Genomic DNA, 24,220 nt, shown 5'->3' with positions numbered 1-24,220 from the left:
GGACACCCGTCTTGCGCAGATTGAGGCAGGACCGGTTTGGAATGACTTCAGTCGAAGAAAAATCTGCGCGTGACGATCAGGCAACGGCGTCCGGGCCGTCGCCCCACCCGGCCGGATCGAGCCGGACGAAAACATGGCTCATGGCCGGTGCCGTCATCCTCGGTCTGGTTCTGACCGGCTTGGGCGCACGCTGGCTTTCCCAACGCGGCGGCGGAGAATCGCGCGGACGGCCCGCCGCGGCGGTCAATGTCGAAAAGGCAGCGCGGCAGGACATGCCCGTCAGCGTCACGGCTCTGGGCACGGTTCAGCCGATCGTGACCGCCACGGTGCGCCCGCAGCTTTCGGGCGTGCTGTTCAAGCTGTTCTTCCAGGAAGGGCAGATCGTGCGGCAGGGGCAGGTGCTCGCCCAGATCGATCCGCGCCCCTACCAGCTGGCGCTGGCCCAGGCGCGCGCCAACCTGGCGCGGGACGAGGCGCAACTGCGCTCGGCCCGGCTGGACCTGACGCGCTACGAAACGTTGCTCAAGCAGGATTCGATCGCACGACAGCAGGTCGATACCCAGCGCGCCACGGTGGGGCAGTTGACCGGCACGGTCGCGGCCGATCGCGCGGCGATCGGTTCGGCGGCGCTGAACCTCGATTATACCGCGATCAAGTCCCCCATTACGGGCCGCGCCGGCATCCGCCAGGTGGACATCGGCAATTATCTGACGCCTTCGGACACCAACGGCATCGTGGTGGTGACGCAGGTCGATCCTATCGACGTCAGCTTTGCGCTGCCGCAAGTACAGCTCTCGCAGATCGGGCAGGCATCGGGCAGCGGCGCCGGCCTTCCCGTCGAGGCGCGCGACCAGAACAGCAACGGCAAGATCGCGAGCGGCCGGTTCCTGACCTTCGACAACCAGGTCGATTCCTCCACCGGCACCGTCAAGGCGAAGGCGCGGTTCGACAATCCCGGCAGCGCGCTGTTCCCCGGCGGCTTCGTCAACATCGCGATGCTCGTCCAGACGCTGCACGATGCCGTGACGGTGCCCGTAAGCGCCGTGCGCCATGGCACGCAGGGTGATTTCGTGTTCACGCTCCAGCATGACAGCAAAGTGAAGCTGACGCCGGTGAAGATCGGCCCGAGCGCCAACAACCGCGTCGCCATTCTGTCGGGGCTTGCGGCCGGCACCACCGTTGTCACCGAAGGCGCGGACGGGCTGGAGGATGGCTCAGCCGTGCGCCTGCCCGGAGCCGGCAAGGGCGGCGGCGGAGCGACAGGCAGCAACAAGCGCGGCGCTTCCGCCAAGAGCGGCGGGAACTGATGGCGTCCGAAGACGCGCTCGACGCGCCTGCGCCCGCCGAACCCGGCGGCCCTTCCCGCCTGTTCATCCTGCGCCCGGTCGCCACCACGTTGCTGATGATCGCCGTGCTGCTGGCGGGCCTGGTCGCCTATCGCGTGCTGCCGCTGTCAGCCTTGCCGGAGGTCGATTATCCGACCATCCAGGTGTCCACGCTTTATCCCGGCGCCAGCCCCGACGTGATGGCGCTGACCGTCACCTCGCCGCTGGAACGCCAGTTCGGGCAGATGCCGGGCCTCACCCGCATGACCTCGGCCTCGTCCTCGGGCGCCTCGGTCATCACCATGCAGTTCCGGATCGACCTGTCGCTCGATGTGGCGGAACAGGAAGTGCAGGCGGCGATCAACGCGGCCAACACGCTGCTGCCCAGCGACCTGCCCGCACCGCCGATCTACGCCAAGGTAAACCCCGCCGACGCGCCGATCCTCAGCCTGGGCATTACGTCGAAAACGCGCCCCCTGGGCGAAGTGCAGGGCATCGTCGAGCGGCAGTTCTCCAACAAGATCGCGCAGGTTTCGGGCGTTGGCCTTGTCTCGATGTCCGCCGGCCAGCGCCCCGCCGTGCGCATCCAGGCCAACGTACCCGCGCTCGCCGCGCGCGGGCTTTCGCTGGAAACGATCCGCAGCGCGATCGGCAACGCCAATGCCAACGCCGCCAAGGGCAGCTTCGATGGCCCGACGAGAAGCTGGACGATCGACGCCAACGATCAGCTTGCCGATGTCGCCAGCTATCGCAACCTTGTCGTCGCCTATGCCGGCGGCGCGCCGGTGCGCCTGTCCGATGTCGCCACGGTGGTCCAAGGGACGGAGAACGTTCGCCTCGGCTCGTGGATGAACGGATCGCCCGCCGTGGTCATCGACGTGCAGCGCCAGCCCGGCGCCAACGTCATCGGCACAGTGGATGCAATCAAGGCCGCGCTGCCCGAACTGGAAGCGCAGCTTCCGGCCGACGTCCATGTCACGCTGCTGACCGATCGCACCGCCGGCATCCGCGCCTCGGTATCGGACGTGCAGTTCGAACTGGTGCTGGCGGTGCTGCTGGTCACGCTGGTGATCTTCCTGTTCCTGGGTTCGGTCCGCGCCACCGTCGTCGCCAGCATCGCCGTGCCGCTGTCGCTCGTGGGCGCGTTCGCGGCGATGTATTTCCTCGATTTCTCAATCAACAACCTCACGCTGATGGCGCTGACCATCGCCTCGGGCTTCGTCGTGGACGATGCGATCGTGGTGCTGGAAAACATCGCCCGGCATATCGAGGACGGGATGAAGCCGTTTGACGCCGCGCTGAAAGGCGCGAGCGAGATCGGCTTCACCATCATCTCGCTCACCGTCAGCCTGATCGCGGTGCTGATCCCGCTGCTGTTCATGGGCGACGTGGTCGGCCGCCTGTTCCGCGAATTCGCCGTGACGCTCGCGGTTACCATCCTGATCTCGGCGGTGGTCGCGCTAACGCTGGTGCCCATGCTCTCGGCCCGCTGGCTGCGGCCGGAGCACGAGGAACGCGAATACCGCGTGACCGCGTGGACGCGTGGCCAGTTCGACCGGCTGGCCGACCGCTATGCCAGCTCGCTCGACTGGGTTATGGCGCGCGGGCGGATGACCATGGTGGTCTTCGCCGGAACGCTGGTGGCCACCGGGCTGCTGTTCATGGTCATTCCCAAGAACCTGTTTCCCGAACAGGACACCGGGCAGATCGCGGTGACGACATCGGCCGGGCAGGATGTCAGCTATGCCCGCATGGCGGCGCTTCAGCAGCAAGTGGCGCAAGCCCTGCTCGCCAATCCCGCCGTGGGCAGCCTGAGTTCCTCGATCGGCGTCGATGGCCAGAACGCCACGCTCTCGCAGGGCCGGATGCTGGTGAACCTGAAGGGCGAAGGGCAGCGCGGCGATCTCGATACGGTGCTGGGCGGACTGGAGAAAGCGGTGGCCGATATTCCCGGCGTCCGCGTCTATTTCCGCCCGGTGCAGGATCTGACCATCGACACCACGACCGGCGTCAACGCCTACCGCTTTTCAGTTCAGGGCGCCGATCAGGATCTGGTCGACCAATGGGGCGCGAAGCTGGCCACCGCGCTCAAGGCCGATAGCCATCTGCGCAACGTGACCACCAACGTGCTGGCGGACGGGCGCGCGGTGGTGGTGGATATCAACCGCGACACCGCCGGACGGCTCGGCCTCAGCGCGCTGACAATCGACAACGCACTCTACGACGCGTTCGGGCAGCGCATCGTCTCCACCATCTACACCCAGTCCAGCCAGAACCGCGTGATCCTGGAAGCGCAGCCCGGTTCGATCACCGACCCGCAAGCGCTGGGCGCCCTGCGCATACCGCTGGCTGGCGGCGCCAGCGTTCCGCTCTCCACCATCGCCACGATCCGCACCGAGGCTACGCCGCTGGTGGTGGCGCGCGAGGCGCAGTTCCCGGCTGCCACGATCGGGTTCGATCTTGCCCCTGGCGTCTCGCTGGGCTCGGCCGTGCAGGCGATCGAACGGACGGAACAGGCCATCGGCATGCCGCCCGCGCTGTCGACCAACTTCTCCGGCGCGGCCAGCGCGTTCAAGTCCTCGCTCGGCAACGAGCTGTGGCTGATCCTCGCGGCGATCGTGGTGGTCTATATCGTGCTGGGCGTGCTCTACGAAAGCTTCGTCCACCCGGTGACCATTCTCTCCACCCTGCCCTCCGCCGGCATTGGCGCGCTGCTGGGCCTGTGGTTGACCGGTTCGGGCCTGGGCGTGATCGGCATCATCGGCATCGTCCTGCTGATCGGCATCGTGAAGAAGAACGCGATCATGATGATCGACTTCGCGCTCGAAGCGATGCGCCACGAAGGCGCCAAAGCCCACGAAGCGATCCGTCAGGCGGCGCATCTGCGTTTCCGGCCGATCATGATGACTACCTTCGCCGCGCTGTTCGCCGCGATTCCGCTGATCTTCGGCGGCGGCATGGGCCATGAACTGCGCCAGCCGCTGGGCATCGCCATCGCCGGAGGACTGATCTTCAGCCAGGTGCTGACGCTGTTCACCACACCGGTCATCTTCCTGGCGCTGGAGGACTGGCGCGAACGCCGCGAAGCGCGCCGCGCCCCCGCGCCGGCATCGGCGGCAGGAACGGCTCCGGCCGCATGAACATTTCCGCGCCTTTCATCCGCCGGCCTGTGGGCACGATCCTGCTGACGATCGGGCTGATGCTGGCGGGCATCGGCGCGTTCTTCAGCCTGCCGGTCGCGCCGCTGCCAGCGGTCGATTTCCCGACGATCATGGTGCAGGCGAACCTGCCCGGCGCCAGCCCCTCGACCATGGCCGGCAGCGTCGCCGCGCCGCTGGAACGCCACCTCGGCACGATCGCGGGAGTCAGCGAGATGACATCCCGCTCCGGCGTCGGATCGTCGCAGATCGTGCTCCAGTTCGATCTTTCGCGCGACATCGATGGGGCGGCGCGCGATGTGCAAGCGGCGATCAACGCCTCCCGCGCGGATCTGCCCGCCACGCTCAAGACCAATCCCAGCTACCGCAAGGCGAACCCCGCCGAAGCGCCGGTGCTGATCCTGGCGCTCACTTCCCCCACGCGCAGCGCTTCGGAAATCTACGACGCGGTTTCCACGGTGGTGCAGCAGAAGCTGCTCCAGGTGCAGGGCGTGGGCAACGTGGAGCTGGGCGGCGCGGCGCTGCCGTCCGTGCGGGTGGAGGTCAACCCGCTGGCGTTGTCGCGCTTCGGCATCGCGCTGGAAGACGTGCGCACCGCGCTCCAGTCCGAAAGCGCCAACCGCCCGCGCGGCGTGATGGATACCGGCACCTACAGCTGGCAGGTCTATTCCAACAAAGCGGGCCGCTATGCCGCGGATTACCGCAACACCATCATCGCCTGGCGCAACGGCGCGGCGGTGCGCCTTGCCGACATCGCAGAAGTCTCCGACGGTCCCGAAGACATCCGCACGATGGGGCTGTTCAACGGCGAACGCGCGGTGCCGATCCTCGTCAGCCGCCAGCCCGGCGCCAACATCGTCGCCACGGTGGACGCGCTCAAGGCGCAACTGCCGGCCCTGCAAGCCGCGCTGCCGCCGGATATCCACCTGTCGATCGCGTCCGACCGGACGCTGACGATCCGCGCCTCGCTGCACGAGGTGGAGATCACGTTGCTGATCTCGATCCTGCTGGTGGTGCTGGTGGTGAGCCTGTTCCTGCGCAGTTGGCGCGCCACGCTGATCCCTGCGGCCGCGGTCATCGCATCGCTGCTGGGCACGCTGGGCGTGATGTATCTGGCCGGCTTTTCGCTCGACAACCTCTCGCTCATGGCGCTGACCGTGGCGACGGGCTTCGTCGTGGATGACGCGATCGTGGTGGTGGAAAACGTGAGCCGCCACATCGAGGAAGGCATGAAGCCGATGGAGGCGGCGTTGCGCGGCGCGCGCGAGGTGGGTTTCACCGTGATCTCGATCTCGGTCAGCCTGATCGCGGTGTTCGTGCCGCTGATCTTCATGGGCGGCCTGGTCGGCCGTCTGTTCCGCGAATTTGCACTGACAATGTCGGTCGCTGTCGGCATCAGCCTGATCGTCTCGCTGACCACCACGCCGATGCTGGCGGCCCGGCTGCTCCGCAACGAAGAGCGCGAAAGCCGGGTGATGCGCACCGCCCGCCACGCGTTCGACTGGGCGCAGGCGCGCTATACGCGCAACCTGGACTGGGCGCTGGCGCATCGCGGGATCGTGCTGCTGATCCTACTCGGCACGGTGGTGCTCAACATTTATCTCATCGGCGTTTCGCCGAAGGGTTTCTTTCCGCAGCAGGATACCGGCGGCCTGATGGGCGGTGTGCGCGCCGACCAGAGCATTTCGTTCTCCGACCTGCAGGACAAGATGACGCGGATCACCCGGATCGTGAAAAGCGATCCGGCGGTAGCCACGGTGGTCGCCTTTGCCGGCGGATCGCGCGCGGGTGGCGGTTTCCTGTTCGCCACGCTCAAGCCGCGCAGCCAGCGCCCGCCGGCGCAGGAGGTGATCGCCCGGTTACGCCCCAAGCTCGGCCGCGTGCGCGGCGTCAGCCTGTTCCTCAATCCGGTGCAGGATCTCCAGGCGGGCGGCCGGCAGACCAACAGCACCTATCAATACGTGCTGAAGGCGGACAGCCCCGATACCCTGAAGGCGGCCGGGCAGAAGCTGGTCGATGCGCTCAAGACGCATCCGGACCTCATCACCGATGTCGATATCGACCAGCAGGATGCCGGCGCCAACGCTTTCGTCGAGGTGGACCGCGATGCCGCCGCGCGGCTGGGCATCCTGATGCAGACCGTGGATGCCACGCTCTATGATGCGTTCGGCCAGCGCCAGGTGGCGAACATCTATTCCGGGCTCAACCAGTACCATGTGGTGATGGAAGCAGCGCGCCAGTTCAACGGTTCACCCGATGCATTGGCCAATATCTACTTACCCGCCGGCACCGCCCCCGGAGCCGCTACGGCCGCCGCCGGAACCGGGGGCACCGGATCGGGCGGTTCGGCGACCGCCTCCGGCACCGCCGTCAGTACATCCGCCCGTACCATGGCTCCGCTTTCGGCGATTGCGCGCTGGTCCACCGGATCGACCAACGCGCAAGTCAGCCATTCGGACGGCGAACCTTCGGCCACGATCTCGTTCAACCTGCCGCGCGGCGTCTCGCTGGGGATGACGGCTCAGATGATCGCGCAAGTGCAGGCATCGCTCGCCCTGCCCGCCACCGTCCACGGCGAATTCGGCGGGACCGCCAAGGTCTTCGCACAATCTACGTCATCCATGCCGCTGCTGATCCTGGCCGCGCTGGTGGCGATCTACATTGTGCTGGGCATCCTCTACGAAAGCGCGATCCATCCGCTCACCGCGCTGTCCACCCTGCCCTCGGCCGGGGTCGGCGCGATGATCGCGCTGATCGCCACGGGCGGCGAATTCGACCTGATCGCCCTGATCGGCATCATCCTGCTGATCGGCATCGTGAAGAAGAACGCGATCATGATCATCGATTTCGCGCTGGAGGCCGAACGCAACCATGGCCTGACGCCGGCCCAGGCCGTGCGCGAAGCGTGCATCCTGCGCTTCCGCCCGATCCTGATGACCACGCTCGCCGCCGCGCTGGGCGCGCTGCCGCTGGCGATCGGCTTCGGCGATGGCGCGGAACTGCGCCGGCCGCTGGGCGTAGCCATCTTCGGCGGACTAGTCGCCAGCCAGGTGCTCACGCTGTTGACCACCCCGGTCGTGTATCTCGCGCTCGATCGCTTCCGCCGCCGCAAGCCCGCGCCCGCCCTTTCGCTTTCCACCGGAGCCCCGGCATGAACCGCGCCATCCTCGCCGCCTTTCCCGCGCTGCTGCTTGCCGGGTGCAACATGGCCCCGACCTATCGCCCGCCAACGACGGTGGCGATCCCCGCCTCGTTCAAGGAAGACCCGCAATGGGCGCCCGCCACCCCGTCCGACGCGGCCGCGCGCGGCGACTGGTGGGCGTTGTTCGCCGATCCGGTGCTGGACGGGCTGGAACGCAAGGTCAGCGTCACCAACCAGAACGTCGCCGCTTCGCGCGCCGCCTATGATGCCGCGCGGGCGCTGGTGCAAGTGCAGCGATCAGGCCTGTTCCCCAGCCTGACCGCGTCGGCCAGCGGCACCCATTCGGAAACCTTCGCCGGCCAGAAGATCACCGGCGCCAACGGCGGCACCACCACCACGGCCAATGGCATTTCCAGCACGACAACCACATCGCGCTACGCACTGAGCATCGGGGCCAGCTGGGAGCCTGATCTCTGGGGCCGGCTCGGCAACGCGGTAACGCAGGCCAGGGCCAGTGCCGAGGCCAGCGCGGGCGATCTCGCCAACGCCACGCTTTCGGCGCAGGGGGAGCTTGCCACCAACTATATCCAGTTGCGCGGGATCGATGCGCAGATCGACCTGCTGGACCGCACCATCGGCGATTACCAGCGCGCGCTGTCCATCGCCACGAACAAGTACAATGCCGGCACCGTCGCCCGGTCGGACGTCTATCAGGCGCAGACCACGCTCAGCAACGCGGTTGCCTCGCGGCAGGATCTCGGCCGGCAACGCGCGGTGCTGGAACACGCCGTGGCCGTGCTCGTCGGCGAGAACCCGTCGACGTTCGCCATCGCAAAGGCGGACTGGCGGCCCGTGGTGCCCACCGTCCCCGGCGTGCTGCCCGGCGCGCTGCTCCAGCGCCGCCCGGACGTGGCCGCCGCCGAACGTCGCGTCGCCGCCGCTAACGCCAATGTGGGCATCCAGCGCGCCGCCTATTTCCCGCAAATCTCGCTTTCGGGCAGCGCCGGCACCAACGGCAGTTCGCTGGGCCAGCTGTTCACCGCGGCGACAAGCCTGTGGTCGCTGGGGCTCAGCGGCGCGATGACGCTACTCGATTTCGGCGCGCGCCACGGGCAGGTGGTGCAAGCGCGCGCGCAATACGAACAGACCGCCGCGCAATACCGCCAGACGGTACTGACCGCGTTCCAGCAGGTTGAGGACAACCTCGCCGCCACGCGCTTCCTGGCGGACGTAACGCGAAGCCGCGCCGAAGCGAGCGAATCCGCGACGAAGGCCGAGGCGATCGTCACCAACCAGTACCGCAGTGGTACGGTGGACTATGCCCAGGTGATCGTCGCCGAAACCTCCTCGCTCAGCGCCCGGCAGACGCAGATCCAGGCCACGGTTGACCAGCAGACCGCCGCGATCGCGCTTGTCCAGGCGATCGGCGGGCGATGGAACGACGCGCCCTGACGCGCTAAGGCGGGCGGATGGCTGGCACGCTCTCCATCCGCCGCATCGGCATCATCGGCACCGGCCGTGTGGCGCGCGCGCTGGCACTGGGCTTTGCCCACCACGCCACGGTGACGATATGGGGCCGCTCGCCCGATAAACTCGCTGCCATCGCCGGTGTCGAAACGGCCGAGACATGCGCCGTGCTGGCGGCCCGGTCGGACGTGGTTGCGATCTGCGTGGCGGACGATGCCATCGCTGCGCTCGTCGAAGAACTCGCGCTTGGCGGTGCGTGCTCCCACGCGCCGCTCGTGTTTCACGTCTGCGGACGCAGCGGCGCTGCGCTGCTGGCACCATTGCGAGAGAAAGGCGCACTGACCGCCGCGATCCATCCCGCCATGACCTTCACCGGCGATCCCGCGCAGGAAGTGCGGCGCATGGCCGGCGCGCCGTTCGCGATCACGGCGGCCGATTCACGGGCAGACGCCAGGGCTCGGGAAGTCGTCGCTATGCTGGGCGGCGTCGCGGTCCCGATCGCCGAGGAGCATCGGACGCTGTACCACGCCGCCCTGTCGCACGCGGCCAATCACCTCGTCACGCTGATTGCGGGCGCCTCCGCTGCCTTGCGCGCGGCCGGCGTGGACACTCCCGGCGCCCTTCTCACCCCTCTGGTTCAGGCATCGCTCGAAAACAGCCTTACCGGTGGGTTCTCCGCCCTGTCAGGCCCGCTTCTGCGTGGCGATGCCGATACGGTGCGCGGCCACATCGATGCGGTGCGTCGCGCCTGTCCCGCTGTGCTGCCGGCCTACCGCGCGATGGCGCTCGCCACGCTGGACGAACTCGAACGGCAAGGCGCGCCAGCGCAGGATGCGCTGCGGGAAGACCTCAGCCGCTGAGACTCACCGTCACAGCGTCTTGACGTCCCCGTCCTCGTCGATCTCGCGCGCCAGATCGTTCTCGACGCTGGCCTGGTCGGCGGCGCGCGGTGCCAGGCGCAGGATCGCGAAGCCTAGCAATCCGGACAACACCGACCCGGCCAGCACGCCCAGCTTCGCTTCGTCGATCAACGCCGCTGCCCCGGGAAAGGCCAGCATGGCGATGAACAGGCTCATCGTGAACCCGATGCCGCACAACACGGCAAGGCCATAGACCTGCAACCAGGTCGCCCCGCGCGGACGCTGCGCGATGCCCGCCTTCACCGAGAGCCAGATCGCCGAGAAGATGCCCGCCTGCTTGCCCAGGAACAGCCCGGCGATGATGCCAAGTGGCAGCGCATCGCCCAGCGCGTGCAGGCCGCTTCCGCCCAATGCGATCCCGGCGTTGGCCAGCCCGAACACCGGCACCACGAACCAGGCCGAAACCGGATGCAACGCGTGTTCCAGCCGGTGCAGCGGCGAATCCTCGGCATCGGGCGCGCCGGGCGTCGCCACGATCGGCACGGTCAGCGCCGCCAGAACGCCGGCGATCGTCGCGTGGACGCCCGAAATCAGGATCGCCAGCCACAGCGCCGCAAAGCCGGCCAGATAGACACCAAGATGGCGCACGCCCAAGCGGTTGAGCGCCATCATCGCAGCAAAGATTCCGCCGGCCGCCGCCAGCGCCAGCCAGGATATGCTGGCGGTATAGGCCACGGCGATGATCACCACCGCCCCCATGTCGTCCACGATCGCCACCGTGGTCAGGAACAGCTTGAGCGACGTCGGCACCCGGCTGCCCAGCAGCGCCATCACGCCGATGGCGAAGGCGATGTCCGTCGCCGCCGGGATCGCCCAGCCGGCGCGCAAATCGGGATGGCCGCCGGATACCAGCAAGAAGAACGCCGCCGGCACCGCCATGCCGCCCAGCGCCGCCAGGAACGGCAGCCGCCGCTGCTGCCAGGTGACCAGCCGCCCGTCGACGAACTCGCGCTTGATCTCCAGCCCCACCAACAGGAAGAAGATCGCCATCAGCCCGTCGTTGATCCACAGGTGAACGGTCATCGGCCCCAGCTTGTCGCTCAGCACCGGCCCGGTTTCGGCATGCAACAGGTGGAAATAGGCGTCGGCCAGCGACCCGTTCGCAATCACCATGGCCAGTGCCGCCGCCAGCATCAGCACCACGCCACCAGCCGCTTCGCTCTGCAGGAAACGCAACAGCAACGATGGGGAACGCCCCGCAGATTTCATGGCAACTCCTTGAACGCCGCAGATACTTTCAGGGCGAAGCGCGACCATGCGACGGGTGCCCGCCATGCGCAACCCTCGGATGCCCCCGCGATGGAACGCTCGACGACCCAGCGACGTGGCAGGAGCACGAAGCCCCGTTTTGCCTCGGGCGGCTTGATGACTTCCAGCCTGATGTATGGGCGGCTGCGGCATTGGCTGCCCGTGCGCCGGTATAGCCCTGATCGACATAGGCGATATCGACCGTGTCGCCGGTGATGGCCTGCCCAAGGCGGCAGATCATTCGGCATCCAGCGCCATGGCGCACCCGTCTTCACGATGTAGAACAGGCCGTTGAAAACTTCACGAAGGCTGTGCTCGCGCTGCCCCGCATCCTCTCGCTTAAGCGTCAGGTATGGCGCGATCAGCGACCATTCCTCACAAGTCCAAAACAGCCTCTAGTTGATCAATCGGGCATTATTTCCCCAGTAACGTTGCCGAACCTCGCGACGGAGTACCTTCCCTACTGGCGACAGGGGCAGCGTATCCACGAATGCAAGGGACTTCGGCGCCTTGTAGCTGCCAAGGCGGTCTTTGACGTGGTCGATCAATTCCCGTTCGGCGACACATTTCCCTTCGCGCAGGACTATTTCGGCATGCACCGCCTCGCCCCATTCAGGATGCGGCCTGCCGACCACCGCGCTCATCAGCACGGCCGGGTGTTCGGCCAGGGCGGCTTCCACTTCCACGGCATAGACGTTGAAGCCGCCGCTGATGATCATATCCTTCAGACGATCGACAAGATAGAGATACCCTTCCTGATCGATGCGGCCAAGATCACCCGAACGCCAGCAATCCCCTGCAAACTCGGCAGTTGTTTGCTCAGGATTGCCGTAATAGCCTTGGACAATGGCGCGACAGCGGATGTAAATTTCGCCGATCTCGCCAGTTGCCAGTTCGTTGCCCACCTCATCGGCGATGAACACCTCAACCCCCGGCGTGATCCGGCCAGTCGATGCCAGACGGGCAATCGCCGCCTCGTTGTCGGTCCGATGGTCCGCCTTACCCAGCAGGCTGATGATCATCGCAGCCTCGGTCGCGCCATAGGACTGAACGAAAATCGGACCAAAGCAGTCGAGCAGGTCCTGAAGCTTCGCCGGGCTCATCGGCGCCGCGCCATAGATCAGGGTGCGTAGCGAAGCCAGATTGCGCGGGGCGGCTTTCTGCAATTCCAGCAGCCGGTAAAGCGCGGTAGGCACGAGGAAGGAATGCGACACGCGTTCGCTTTCCACCGCGTCGATCCATGCATCGAGATCGAGCGCGTTCATGGTGATGTTGGTTCCGCCCGAGAACAGCGTGGGATAGTACAGCATCGCCGAACCGTGCGAGAGGGGGGCCACATGCAGAACGCGCGTGGCGGCATCCCAACCCAGTTCGCCATGCATGAAAAAGCTGTCGCGGCAGGCCATGATATTGTCCGGCGTGTACATCGCGCACTTGCCCTTGCCGGTAGTCCCCCCGGTAAAGCGCATCATGGCGATATGGCTGTTCTGTTCGAGCGCAACATCGTTGTCCGCGTCCGATACCATTTCGATCAGGTCTGGCAGGGACTGGACGTCGGCCGGCAGATCGGCCGCCGCATCCATGGCTACCACCACGCAGCCGGCTTCGCGCAGCATCGGCAGATGCGTTGCGAGCAGCCGGTTTTCCAGGATCACCAGCTTTGGCACGACGCATTCGATCTGGCGGCGATGCTCTTCGAGCGAATCCCGCATGTTGGTGAGCACCGCCGTGCCTTCCTGCTTGAGGAACATCGCCATGTGCATCAGCGCCAGATTGTCATTTTCCAGAATCAACAGGAAGCGATCGCCAAGGCCGATTCCCAATGGTCCACGGATCGCATTGGCGATGCGGTTGGTCAGCAGGTGGAAATCGCGGAAGCTGATCCTGCGTCCGCGCTCGAGATTGACCACCGCCTCGGCATCGCCGTGGCGTTGGGCAAGCGCGCGCATCACCCGGCAGAAATTGAGCTTCATCGCCTAGCGCGCCCGCAAACGCGAGGCGGCGTCGAGCCGGATCGTCTCGCCATTGAGATAGGCGTTCTCGATGATGAAGGCGCAGCAATGCGCGAATTCGGCGGGATCGCCCAGCCGACGGGGCGCCTCGGTCATGGCTTTGAGCGAGGCCAGCACTTCGGGCGCCACCTGTGCCGCCATGGGGGTGAGGAACAGACCCGGCGCAATCGCATTGACCCGGATTCCCTGCGCGCCAAGCTCGCGCGCAGCAGGGATATTCAGGCCAATGACGCCGGCCTTGGTCGCCGAATAGGCGCATTGGCCGATCTGCCCCTCGAACGCCGCACCGGACGAGATGTTGATGACCACGCCGCGCTCTTCCCCATTTTCGGGATCGTTGCGCGTCATCGCCTCGGCGCACTGGCTCATCACGTTGAATACGCCGACAAGGTTGACCATCGCCATCTGGGCAAAGCGGGCAAGCGAGGTGGCCTTTCCTTCTTTGTCGAGCACTTTGCTGGGGCCGAGGATCGCCGCGCAGTTGATGCAGGCATGCACTGCACCGAACCGATCGACCACCGCTGCGACCGAGGCGCGAACCGAGGTGTCGCTGGTGACGTCTGTCGCGACGAACATCGCCCTATCGCCCAGTTCGGCCACGGCGGCGGTACCGGCTTCGGCGTTGACGTCGAACAGCGCGACCCGGGCGCCCTTTTCCGCGATCAGATAGCGCGCAGTGGCAAGGCCAAGGCCCGATGCGCCGCCGGTGATGACCACGACTTTGTCGGCAATCTGCATGCGTTCACTCCCTGTGGATTCAAAAGGCCGCGACGCCGGTCAGCGCGCGGGCGATAATCAGTTGCTGAATCTGGGTGGTGCCTTCGGGGATCGGGCAGACGATCGCTTCGCGCGCCAGCTTCTCTACCAGGAAGTCCCTGGTCACCCCGTTGCCGCCATGGATCTGCACAGCCTGCCGAGCGACGGTGACTGCGGCTTCGCAGGCGAAATATTTCGCCATCGCGGCTTCCATTTCGGCGCGCTCTCCCGCGTCGAACAATTGTGCGGCGCGATGGACCAGCAGCCGCGCTGCATCGGCCTGCGTTGCCATTTCAGCCAGCATCGCCGCGATCAACTGATGCCCGGCGATCACCTTGCCGTGCTGTCGGCGGCCCTTGGCATAGGCCACCGCTTCTTCCAGCGCGCGGCGGGCAAGGCCGACCGCCTGCATGGCGACGAAAGCGCGGGACTTTTCGAAATGCGCAAGCGTGCGCTTCAGCGCACCGCCTTCCTCTCCGATGGTGTTGGCCACCGGCACCCGCACGTCGTCGAGGAAAATCTGTGCGGTCGACTGGCTGTTGAAGGCGATCTTGTCGATCCCGCGCACCTCATAACCATGCTCCCGGCGGTCGATCAGGATCTGGGTCAGTCCGTCACGCGGATCGTCGCTGGTCCGGCACAGGCAGATCAGGAAATCGGAATAGGCTCCGTTGCTGATCCAGGTCTTTTCGCCGCTGATAATCCAATGATCGCCATCGCGTCGTGCCCGCGTCCGCACTTCCATCACGTTGGAGCCGACACCGGGTTCGGATATGCCCATGGAAACGAAACTGTCGCCCGCGATCAGCCCCGGCAGATAACGCTCGCGCAGTTCTGGCGAGGCCACCTGTTCCAGCAGGTAGGCGCCAAACGCGTTGATCAGCACCGGCACCGAAAGGTCGACCGAACAGGCGGCCACTTCCTCGAACAGCATCAGCGAGGTCAGCCAGTCCAGTCCCAGACCGCCCGCTGCCGGGCTGACGACGCCGCTGACCAGCCCGAAGTCGGACAATCGCCGCATCAATCCAGCCATGACATCGCGCGGCATGAACCGGTCGCGATAGTCCTTGCTGAACAGCGGATCGACCTCAGCGGCAAGGAATCGGCGCAGCCCGTCCACCGCCATCGCCTGCTCGTCTGACTGGATGACCTTGCCCACCGCCATTAGCCTTTCTCGAACACATTCACGGCGACCACCGCCTCCTCGATACCGAGCAGGCCGCCGCCGTTTTCATGAGCGGCAATGCGCGCGCCTTCGACCTGGCGCGCGCCCGCTTCCCCCCGCAACTGGGTGACCAGTTCGTGGATTTGCCCCAATCCGGTCGCCGCGATGGGATGCCCCTTCGATTCCAGTCCTCCCGAAGTGTTGACCGGAACACGGCCGCCCAGGGTGAACTCGCCGCGCTCGGCGGCGGAGCCTGCCATGCCGAACGGAATCAGCCCCAGGGCTTCGACGTTGAGCAGTTCGCCCATGGCCGTCGCATCGTGCACTTCGGCGACATCGACGGCGTCCGGCCCCACTCCGGCGCGGTCATAGGCCCGCAAGGCCGCACGATAGCCAATGCCGCTTTCGCGATCGTCGGGATGGTGTTCGATCCCCGTCAGCACCACGCTGGCCAGCACCTTCACCGCCCGGCGTGATGCGCCTTCGAGGCGGCGCAGGCCCGCTTCGCTGCATACCACTACCGCGGCCGCGCCGTCGCTGATCGGCGAACACATCGGCAGGGTCAGTGGCCACGTGATCGGCGGTGCGGCCATGACCTGTTCGATCGACATGGGGTCGCGAAACTGGGCGAGCGGATTGTGGACCGAATGCTGATGGTTCTTGGCCGCGACCGCGGCGATCTGGCGCTGGGTGGTGCCATAGCGCTGCATGTGCTGGCGACAGAACGCCGCATAGACATCCATGAACACGCTATAGGGCTTGTCCGATACCGTTCCCGGCGGCGGTTCCATTCCGGCGCCCAGCGCCAGCAACGTGGCCTTGTTCGCCTCCACCGTTTCAACGTCCCAGCCACTGTCGAACACAGCGAACATCCGGGCCTTGTCGGCGACGTTCATCTTTTCCGCGCCAAGCGCCAGAGCCACATCCGCAGCCCCCGCCTTGATCGCCTGAACCGCAAGATTGAAGGCCGAAGAGCCTGAAGCGCAGGCATTCTCGACGCTGAATACCGGAACACCGCTCAACCCGGCGCGACGGGCCGCGATCGGCCCTGGAATGGAATGCTGTCCTTGCAGGGCACCGTTGGTGGCCGACGAAAAAAAGACCGCTTCGATGACGGCGGAGGTCGCCCCGGCATCGCGCAGCGCCAGCGCGACCGCCTGGCTGGAAAGGTCATGGATCGATTTGTCGAGATGCCGGCCGAAGGGGGTCATCCCCACACCGGCGATATAGACCTGGGTCATCGGGCGCCTCCTTAGCGGCCGGTGAAGCGCGGGAGCCGCTTCTCGGCAAAGGCGGCCAGACCTTCGGCCAGATCTGCGGAGCGCAGGTGCGCGCGCAGCATGACCTGTTCGTGCAGCAAGGCATCGGCGCGCGACTTGTCGGCGCTCGCCCGCGCCACTTCCTTCATCCGCCGAAGCGCGATCGGGCTTTTCAGCGCGATCGCGGCGCCCAACCTGAGTGCGGCTTCACCAAGCTCGCCTTCGGGATGGACTTCGCTGACCAGCCCAAGTGCCTTGAAATCGGCGGCTGGCAGGGTCTTGCCCGTGAACAGCAGGTACATCGCGGTATTGAGCGGCACCAGGCGTGGCAGCACCGCCGCGCCGCCGCCGCCGGGATAGACTCCGAAATTGGCATGGGCATCGCCGATCTGCGCGCTTTCGGCCGCGAGCATGATATCGGCACACATGGCCAGTTCGAGCCCGCCGGCCATGGTCACCCCGTTCAGCGCGGCAATCAGCGGCTTGGGAAACGCGGCCAGCAGATCAAGCACCTCGCGGGCGCGATCTAGAAAATCCGCTTCGCCCGGGGCGGGCGGCCCGCCCAGTGCTTGCTTGAGATCGGCGCCGGCGCAGAAAGCGCCCCCCATTCCTGTCAGGATGAGAACACGGCAGGAAGCATCTTCCGCCAACCGGGGAAGCTCCGCCCTGAAGCGATCGAGCATCGCCAGATTGAGCGCGTTCATCGCCTGCGGCCGGTTCATGACAAGCCGCGTCACGGGGCCGTGGGTTTCGACGAGGAGTTCGGATTCGATCATGCGTGGGTTCCGGTTCTGGGATCTGCCCTTTCCTTGCCGCGAACCTGAAAACCGCGCCTGTCCGCCCCGCCCAATTGTCGGTCATTTGCGTTTGATCTTGGCGACGCTAAGCTTGGTCGTCATGTCGACTACCGTGCTGCATTCCAGTTCGATGCCTTCCGTCATCGCCGGCTACACCGGCGCGATAGCCCGTGCGCTCGAAAGCGGAGGTGTGGCCAGCGAACCGGTTTTCGCGCGCGCCGGCATCGCGACGGCAGACAGAAACGATCCGCTAGAACGTCTGACGAGCGAACAGGTGACGCGCCTGTTCATGGTGTGCGTGGAAACGACCGGTGATCCCTATTTCGGGCTCAGCGTCGCCCGCTACATTCACGCTTCCAACATTCACGCGCTCGGCTACGCCCTGATGGCAAGCCGCACGCTGTGGGAATTCTGTCTCCGGCTGGAGCGGTACTTCGCGATCGTTTCCCAAGCGGCGGTGCTGCGCGTGGAAAGGGTGCAAGACCGGGTGATCCTGCATTTCAATCGTCGCACCAACCTGTGTGGTGAAACCGAGGACGCATTCCTGGCCTTCATGTTCCGCTTCATGCGCTTGCTATTGGGCAAGCCGCTGGCACCTGGCCGGGTCTGCCTGATGCGCGCCTGCCCTGCCGGGGGGCCGCAACCCTATCTGGAAGCATTCGGAGCCTTGCCGGCATTCGGGTGTGCGGAAGGCATGGTCGAATTCGATGCCGCGATCGTCGATGAATTGCTGGCAGGCTCTTGCCCAGACCTCGCCCAGTTCAATGACAGGATCGCCAATGAATGTCTGGCGAAACTGAATCGTACGGACATCGTTGCCCGCACGCGCGCAGCGATTGTCGAGCAACTGAGCAGCGGGCACTGCACCCGTGCCCGGATTGCGCGCGAACTGGGGCTTAGCCAGACCGCGCTGCAATTGCGCCTGTCCGATCGCGGCACCAGCTTTCACGAACTGCTGGACGAAACCCGCTCCGAACTGGCCCTGGGATACCTCCAGCAGAATGAACTCTCGATCACGGAGATCGCGTTCCTTCTGGGCTTCACGGATGCCAGCAATTTCACGCGCGCGTTCAAGCGGTGGAAGGGCAAGACCCCGAGCGCCTATCGGCATTGACCGGCGACAACCGGCGCTCCCGCACCGGCGTGCGTCCTGACCTCACCCGTTCCGGCGCATTGAGGATCAACCGCAAATGACCGGTGATTAGGCGGCGCGGACAGGCGAAAGCGCGATAATCGCTCCAAGAAAGCCCCGACACATGGCTCGCCTGGCGAGGGTTTGGGGCGTTGCGCTCAAATCCACCGGGGCGGGCCTCGTTGCCAAACGGGGAGGATATAATGACCAGAGCTCAAGTCATCAGCCTGCTATCGGGCACAGCCCTGCTTGCCTTTTCCGGCGCCGCGACCGCCCGAAGCGCCGTGCCCTCCGTCGCGCCGTCCGGTGCGGCTTCGGATACCGATGTTGCCGGGGCCGACGCGGTGCCGACCGGCGAAATCATCGTAACGGCGCAGCGCCAGGCACAATCGCTTCAGGTCATCCCGATCGCGGTTTCCGCGTTCAATGCGCAAGCGCTCGAACGGCAGCAGATCAAGAACACCAGCGACCTGATGCTGACCCTGCCGAACGTGACGTTCACGAAGACCAGCTTCACCAGTTCCAGCTTCACCATTCGCGGCGTGGGTGATCTCTGCGTGGGCGCCACCTGCGATCAAGCAACCGGGATTCACATCAACGGATCGCCGACACCCAATACCCGCCTGTTCGAGACCGAGTTCTACGACATGGAGCGGATCGAGGTTCTGCGTGGCCCGCAAGGCACCCTGTTCGGGCGCAACGCGACCTCGGGCGTTGTCAATTTCATCACCGCGCGGCCGCAGATCGGCAAGTTCGCCGCAAGTGCCGAAGGCGAATACGGCAATTACAACGGGGTCAAGACGAAGGGCATGCTGAACGTGCCGATCGGGAACTCGATCGCGGTCCGCCTTGCCGGGTTCTATCTCAAGCGCGATGGATACACGCTCAACCTCGCGAACAACCATCGCATCGACGATCGCGACATGTACGGCCTGCGCGGCTCGCTCCGCTGGGAGGTTGGTCCGGACACCACGATCGACCTGATGGGGTCCTATTTCAATGAAAAGGACCATCGGATGCGCAGCCAGAAGCAGCTGTGCCATCGCGATCCCACCGGGGTTCTGGGCTGCCTTCCCGACAGCCGTGGCAGCGAATACGTCAACGCCAACGGGTTGCTGCTTGGCACCCTGCCGTCCCAGCAACTGTTCCGCGCCCAAGGTGGCGCCGTTCTGGGCGCGGCCTTCGGTGCCCTGGGGCTTACCAATCTTGCCGGCCCGGACGTGCTTTCAGGACAGGTCAAGCCGTCCGATCCCCGGATCATTAACACGTCGTTCGATCCGCAATATCAAACGCATGAAACGCAGATCCAGGGTTCGCTGCATCATGACTTCGGCAAGATCAAACTCGATCTGACCGGAATGTACAGCGAGAGCGCGGTGGCTTCGGCGCAGGACTGGGGCCAGGCCGTAGTCAACCGCTCCGCCTATGCCAGCGCCCTTGCCACGCTGCAAAACTATGCGACCTCGGGCATTCCCGGCATTCCCGGTTCCGCCGCCTATTTCGCACCGGCGGCGGCGGCGCTCATGCCGAACGGCCCGACCGGGGTGCTGTGTTCCTCGGTTCCGACTGCCTCCAATACCGGGGTGTTCGGCGGGAACCGGGTGTGCGGCGATAGCCCCGTGACGACGGACCGTTCCTCGCTGCGGACAAAGACCTGGTCTGCCGAGCTTCTGCTTACCAGCAAATTCGATTCCCCCTTCAATTTCCTGCTCGGCGCTACCTATCTCGACAACAGGCTCTCCGATTTCCACTACAACGTGAACGCCTTTGAACTGGACTATGCCGGCGCTGTTCTGGGCGCCCTCACGTCGCTGGGCCGCACGCTGACGGGTACGCCGACGCCGCCAAGCTATCTCGGCCCGACAATGTACGACAACTACACTCCCGATTTCCGGCTCAAGAGCTATGGCCTGTTCGGCGAAGCCTACTGGACGCCGAACGATCGCCTGAAAGTGACGCTGGGACTGCGCTACAATCACGACCAAAAGGAAAATCGCGCCCGCAACCAGCTTCTGAACTTCCTGGTGCCCTACGGCACCGCCGACGCATTCGGTTCGCCCTATGCTGCGGGCTTCGATGCCGATCCCTCGACATCCTGTTCGCCGAGCGGCGCGGCCATCGCGGGCGCCTATGGTTCGGTCAACGGGTGCGAAAGCTACGCCGTCAAGCGCGCGACTTTCAGCGCGATGACCGGCCGGGCAGTCTTCGATTATCGAATAACCCAGGACTCCATGATCTATGCGTCCTATTCGCGGGGCTACAAGTCGGGCGGGATCAATCCACCGCTGGCGCAGGGCCTCGGGGCGTCCACGACATTCAACCCCGAATATCTAAACGCCTTCGAGATCGGGACCAAGAACCGCTTCGCAAATGGCGCCCTGTCGCTCAACGCATCCCTGTTCTATTACCAGTACAAGGGAATGCAGCTTTCCCGGACGATCAACCGCACGGCGGTCAACGACAACGTTGATGCCGACATTTATGGACTGGAAGCCGAGGCCGTTGTTCGTCCGACCCGGTCTTTGTCGATCAATCTGGGGTTCAGCTACCTGCACACGCGGGTGACAGGCGATCTGTTCATCCAGAATCCGCGAGATCCCGCCGCCGGACGCGATGATGCGGTCATCATCAAGGATATCAGCGCGGCTTATAATTGCGTCGTGACGCCCACGACGGCCGGGAACGGTGCTGGCGCCCGCCAACTGGTATCGCTGGTGAACAGCGCGGTCGGGCTTGCCGGACCGAGCGCCTTTCCAGTGGGCAGCGGGGTGAGCGCAACCGGCGCCTTCAGCCTCTGTTCCAGCCTTGCCGCGACCATCGCCAACCCCAGCGCACCGTTGCGCGCGCTGCTTTCCACTCCGACCGGAGCCTTGCCGTTTTCAGTCACCAACGTGGGGTTGGCGCAGAACGTCCGCGGAAAGCAATTGCCGCTGGCTCCCAACTTCAAATGGAACGTCGGGGTGCAATACGAAATCGGCCTTGGCAGCGGCCTGAGCATCGTGCCCCGCGCCGATCTGATCTATATCGGGGATAGCTACGGCAACATCTTCAACGGCCCGATAAACCGGGTCGCCGGATACAGCCAGATCAATGCGCAGGTGCAGGTCAATGGCCCCGAGGATCGCTGGTACTTGCGCGGCTGGGTCCAGAACCTTGCCAACAGCAGCGCAATCACCGGATTTGGCATCGGCGATCAGTCGCAAGGATTGGTGACCAACATCTTCACCCTTGAACCGAGGCGCTATGGCTTGACTGCGGGGGTGCGGTTCTGAAGATGCGCTCCGGCCCTTCGGGGCCGGGGACGGCTGAAACATCCGGCGCGAAGTTGACCGGAGGAGGGCGGAGAGAGATGCTGGGATCAGGCAATCGCGGGGCTGGAACCTGCAATATCGCGCGATGGCTGACCGAAGCTCCGTCCCGGGCCATCCGGTTGGCCCTGGCGGCGTCTCTGGTTTCCGCCGGGCCGGTTTCGGCCGGCACGCGGATCGAGGCGGATATCATCTTCGTCAACGGCAACATCATCACCATGACGCAGCCGAATGCCCGGGTGCAGGCCCTGGCGGTGCGCGATGGCAAGATCGCGGCAGTCGGCACGAATACCGAAGTGGAAGCGACCGGGACCAGAAAGACCAGGCGCATCGACCTGAAGGGGCGTACCGTCCTGCCGGGCTTCATCGATGCGCATGGCCACATTACGGAGGTGGCAAGGTGGCTCGGGGTGGCGCATCTCTCCCCGCCGCCGGTCGGCGCCGTCTCCACCCTGGCGGACCTGCAGACAGCTCTGCGCAGCTACGCACAGTCCCATCCCAATGGCTGGCTCGTGGCGGCAGGGTATGATGATGCGCAACTTGCCGAACGGCGCCATCCCACAAGGCAGGAACTTGACGCCGTTTCGGCTGATCGGCCGATCATTGCGGTGCACGCTTCCGGGCATCTTGCGGCGCTCAACACCAAGGCTTTGGAAATGTCGGGGCTGCTACACCCCGGGAAGGTTGAGCCAGGTGGCGTGGTCCAGTTGGAGGCCGATGGCGCAACCGCGTCCGGAGTGATCGAGGAGGGCGCGCTGTTCAAGGTGATGTACACCTTGCCCCGCCCTTCGCCGGAGCAGCAGGCCGCTGCCATGAAGGCGGCGCAGGACATCTATGCCCGCAACGGCCTAACCACAGCGCAGGACGGCGCCACCACGCCCGATGCATGGGCTATGCTTCAGGCAATAGCGGACCAGGGCGGACTGTTCCTTGACGTTCATGCCCTGCCATTGGTGACCGCGCCTTTCGCCGGCATCGATCAGGTGCCTTTCAACGCGCCTTATGCGGGGCATCTCAGGGCCGCCGGGATAAAGATCGTCCTCGACGGTTCCCCCCAGGGCAGGACGGCCTGGCTAAGCCACCCCTATCATATCGTACCGCCAGGCCGTGCGGCGGATTACGCGGGGTATCGGCAGATCCCGGACGATCAGCTGAAGGCCTTGCTTCGCACCGCGGCCGCACATGACCGGCAGGTCTTTGTCCACGTCAACGGCGACGCCGCGATACAACAGCTGATCGATGGCGTGCGCGCGGTCGACAGCGAGGATGGCCCGAAGCTGAAGCGTACCATCGCGATCCATTCGCAGACGGCACGCCTCGATCAGTTGCAGGCCATGAAGCGACTGGACATCGAGCCGTCGTTCTTCGCCAGCCATACCTACTACTGGGGTGACTGGCACCGCGAGGTTACACTGGGGCCAGACCGGGCCGACCGGATTTCCCCGCAGCGCGATGCCTTCGATGTCGGTCTGCGCCCGACGATCCACAATGACGCTCCGGTGGTCATGCCCGACATGCTTCGGCTGATCTGGTCGGCCGCCACGCGCCGCACCCGTTCCAACGATATTCTAGGGCCTCAGGAGCGGGTGTCTGTCTACGAAGCGCTGCAGGAGGTTACATCGAATGCAGCGTATGAAATTCACGAAGAGAAGCTGAAAGGCACGCTCGAGCCGGGCAAGCTGGCGGATCTGGTCATACTCGACGGGGATCCGCTGACGATTTCGCCCGAAGACCTTCTTCGTTTGCATGTGCTGGCGACGGTGAAGGAAGGCGGGCTCGTCTTTGGTAGTTGACTTATCTTGGCGCTTGACCATCCAGATTGTCGCTCAGCCTATATAATGCTGATCTTGGCGATGCGCAGATCACGCTGCTTCTGTTCCGCAGGATCAACGCCATTGGCCAGCAGGCGGCGCGCATCATCGCGCCGTTCGCGCGCGTCCTTCAGGCTGACATCGGGATACATGCCCAGCCCCAGTTTCTTCTCCACGCGCTTGGGGTTGACCTCTGCGCCGGTGCCATCGACACGATACTTCATGCGCCAGAGCATACCGCCCGATCGCTGGACCAGCAGAAACAGCCCCTTTGCATCCGTCAGCTTGTAGGGGCTTCGCTCGCTGCTTCGCGTTGCGGATCGTGCTCGTCGAAAGTGCCATTGGGGGCCACCGTCGCCCCCAGAATCGCTTGATTAGAGTCGAACGCCAGCGGGCACCGGCAGTTAAGGCGGCCTATTTTATGGCAATTTCCGGGATTTTCTCAACCAAACGCGGGCTTCGGCGAATGGGGAAATGGTGCCGCTTAGGTGACTCGAACACCTGACCCCATCATTACGAATGATGTGCTCTACCGGCTGAGCTAAAGCGGCCTACCCCGTGGGCAGGGGCGCCGTTTACAGAGGGCGCGCGGGGAACGCAATGGGTTTTGCGCAATTTCTTGCCTCTCTTCATTCCGGCGTGGAAACGCGGCGAAACTGGTGGCGATTGGCTGCATGATGATGCCCCCGACGATCCATTGGGCTGCCTTGCCGCTTTGCC

Annotated in this window: 16 protein-coding genes and 1 tRNA gene; 8 read left to right on the top strand and 9 right to left on the bottom strand. The window is 65.2% G+C overall.

Annotated elements, in window-relative coordinates; genetic code table 11:
- The first annotated feature begins 140 nt into the window (after positions 1 to 140).
- The 5 genes from NMD1_RS11725 to NMD1_RS11705 are packed head-to-tail and all read left to right on the top strand — an operon-like array spanning position 141 to position 9,952.
- The gene (locus NMD1_RS11725; RefSeq protein ID WP_233497565.1) at positions 141 to 1,307 is read left to right on the top strand and encodes an efflux RND transporter periplasmic adaptor subunit; all 1,167 of its coding nucleotides are present in this window, start codon (positions 141 to 143) and stop codon (positions 1,305 to 1,307) included.
- Positions 1,307 to 4,465, top strand: a complete 3,159-nt coding sequence (locus NMD1_RS11720) for an efflux RND transporter permease subunit (protein WP_199558114.1) — start codon at positions 1,307 to 1,309, stop codon at positions 4,463 to 4,465. Before NMD1_RS11725 ends, NMD1_RS11720 begins: the two co-directional genes overlap by 1 nt.
- On the top strand, positions 4,462 to 7,638 hold the full coding sequence (locus NMD1_RS11715) for an efflux RND transporter permease subunit (RefSeq protein WP_125954891.1): 3,177 nt from the start codon (positions 4,462 to 4,464) through the stop codon (positions 7,636 to 7,638). Before NMD1_RS11720 ends, NMD1_RS11715 begins: the two co-directional genes overlap by 4 nt.
- Positions 7,635 to 9,077, top strand: a complete 1,443-nt coding sequence (locus tag NMD1_RS11710) for an efflux transporter outer membrane subunit (protein WP_125954890.1) — start codon at positions 7,635 to 7,637, stop codon at positions 9,075 to 9,077. Before NMD1_RS11715 ends, NMD1_RS11710 begins: the two co-directional genes overlap by 4 nt.
- 17 nt (positions 9,078 to 9,094) lie before the next feature.
- Positions 9,095 to 9,952 (top strand): Rossmann-like and DUF2520 domain-containing protein, encoded by an 858-nt coding sequence (locus NMD1_RS11705; RefSeq protein WP_125954889.1) that lies wholly within the window; start codon positions 9,095 to 9,097, stop codon positions 9,950 to 9,952.
- Between the two features lie 9 nt (positions 9,953 to 9,961).
- Here NMD1_RS11705 and nhaA read toward each other — a convergent pair whose 3' ends face one another.
- Genes nhaA through NMD1_RS11670 form a run of 7 tightly spaced genes read right to left on the bottom strand, consistent with a single transcriptional unit; the run spans position 9,962 to position 17,228 of the window.
- Positions 9,962 to 11,221 carry a Na+/H+ antiporter NhaA gene (gene nhaA, locus NMD1_RS11700; protein ID WP_125954888.1) on the bottom strand — a complete coding sequence of 420 codons (1,260 nt, stop codon included), beginning with the start codon at positions 11,219 to 11,221 and terminating at the stop codon, positions 9,962 to 9,964.
- Positions 11,218 to 11,625 (bottom strand): transposase, encoded by a 408-nt coding sequence (locus NMD1_RS11695; RefSeq protein WP_375600801.1) that lies wholly within the window; start codon positions 11,623 to 11,625, stop codon positions 11,218 to 11,220. Before NMD1_RS11695 ends, nhaA begins: the two co-directional genes overlap by 4 nt.
- 30 nt (positions 11,626 to 11,655) lie before the next feature.
- Positions 11,656 to 13,233 (bottom strand): class I adenylate-forming enzyme family protein, encoded by a 1,578-nt coding sequence (locus tag NMD1_RS11690; RefSeq protein ID WP_125954887.1) that lies wholly within the window; start codon positions 13,231 to 13,233, stop codon positions 11,656 to 11,658.
- 3 nt (positions 13,234 to 13,236) lie between these two features.
- Complete coding sequence (locus tag NMD1_RS11685; protein ID WP_125954886.1) at positions 13,237 to 14,010, bottom strand: SDR family NAD(P)-dependent oxidoreductase; 774 nt, start codon at positions 14,008 to 14,010, stop codon at positions 13,237 to 13,239.
- 19 nt (positions 14,011 to 14,029) lie between these two features.
- Entirely contained in the window at positions 14,030 to 15,193 is a 1,164-nt protein-coding gene (locus tag NMD1_RS11680) for an acyl-CoA dehydrogenase family protein (protein WP_233497564.1), read from the bottom strand.
- The gene (locus NMD1_RS11675; protein ID WP_125954885.1) at positions 15,193 to 16,434 is read right to left on the bottom strand and encodes a thiolase family protein; all 1,242 of its coding nucleotides are present in this window, start codon (positions 16,432 to 16,434) and stop codon (positions 15,193 to 15,195) included. Before NMD1_RS11675 ends, NMD1_RS11680 begins: the two co-directional genes overlap by 1 nt.
- 11 nt (positions 16,435 to 16,445) lie before the next feature.
- Positions 16,446 to 17,228 (bottom strand): enoyl-CoA hydratase/isomerase family protein, encoded by a 783-nt coding sequence (locus tag NMD1_RS11670; RefSeq protein WP_125954884.1) that lies wholly within the window; start codon positions 17,226 to 17,228, stop codon positions 16,446 to 16,448.
- On the opposite strand from NMD1_RS11670, the gene NMD1_RS11665 reads away from it, so the two are divergent.
- From NMD1_RS11665 to NMD1_RS11655, 3 genes are all read left to right on the top strand, one after another.
- Positions 17,227 to 18,363: an AraC family transcriptional regulator gene (locus tag NMD1_RS11665; protein ID WP_158453947.1), complete on the top strand. Its 1,137-nt coding sequence runs from the start codon at positions 17,227 to 17,229 to the stop codon at positions 18,361 to 18,363. The genes NMD1_RS11670 and NMD1_RS11665 overlap by 2 nt on opposite strands.
- Before the next feature lie 221 nt (positions 18,364 to 18,584).
- Positions 18,585 to 21,653, top strand: a complete 3,069-nt coding sequence (locus tag NMD1_RS11660) for a TonB-dependent receptor (protein WP_125954882.1) — start codon at positions 18,585 to 18,587, stop codon at positions 21,651 to 21,653.
- A 158-nt stretch (positions 21,654 to 21,811) separates the two neighbouring features.
- Positions 21,812 to 23,482, top strand: a complete 1,671-nt coding sequence (locus tag NMD1_RS11655; RefSeq protein ID WP_233497562.1) for an amidohydrolase — start codon at positions 21,812 to 21,814, stop codon at positions 23,480 to 23,482.
- A 38-nt stretch (positions 23,483 to 23,520) separates the two neighbouring features.
- On the opposite strand, the gene NMD1_RS11650 is transcribed toward NMD1_RS11655, so the two are convergent.
- Together NMD1_RS11650 and NMD1_RS11645 are read right to left on the bottom strand one after the other, a co-directional pair.
- Positions 23,521 to 23,757 carry an Arm DNA-binding domain-containing protein gene (locus NMD1_RS11650; protein ID WP_375600800.1) on the bottom strand — a complete coding sequence of 79 codons (237 nt, stop codon included), beginning with the start codon at positions 23,755 to 23,757 and terminating at the stop codon, positions 23,521 to 23,523.
- Between the two features lie 218 nt (positions 23,758 to 23,975).
- Positions 23,976 to 24,051, bottom strand: a tRNA-Thr gene (locus NMD1_RS11645).
- Positions 24,052 to 24,220: the final 169 nt, after the last annotated feature.

This window comes from Novosphingobium sp. MD-1 (assembly GCF_001014975.1).
In the GTDB taxonomy this organism is placed as follows: Bacteria; Pseudomonadota; Alphaproteobacteria; order Sphingomonadales; family Sphingomonadaceae; genus Novosphingobium.
The sequence above is the reverse complement of the archived record's forward strand: the minus strand, read 5'-3'. Positions and strand labels throughout refer to the sequence as shown.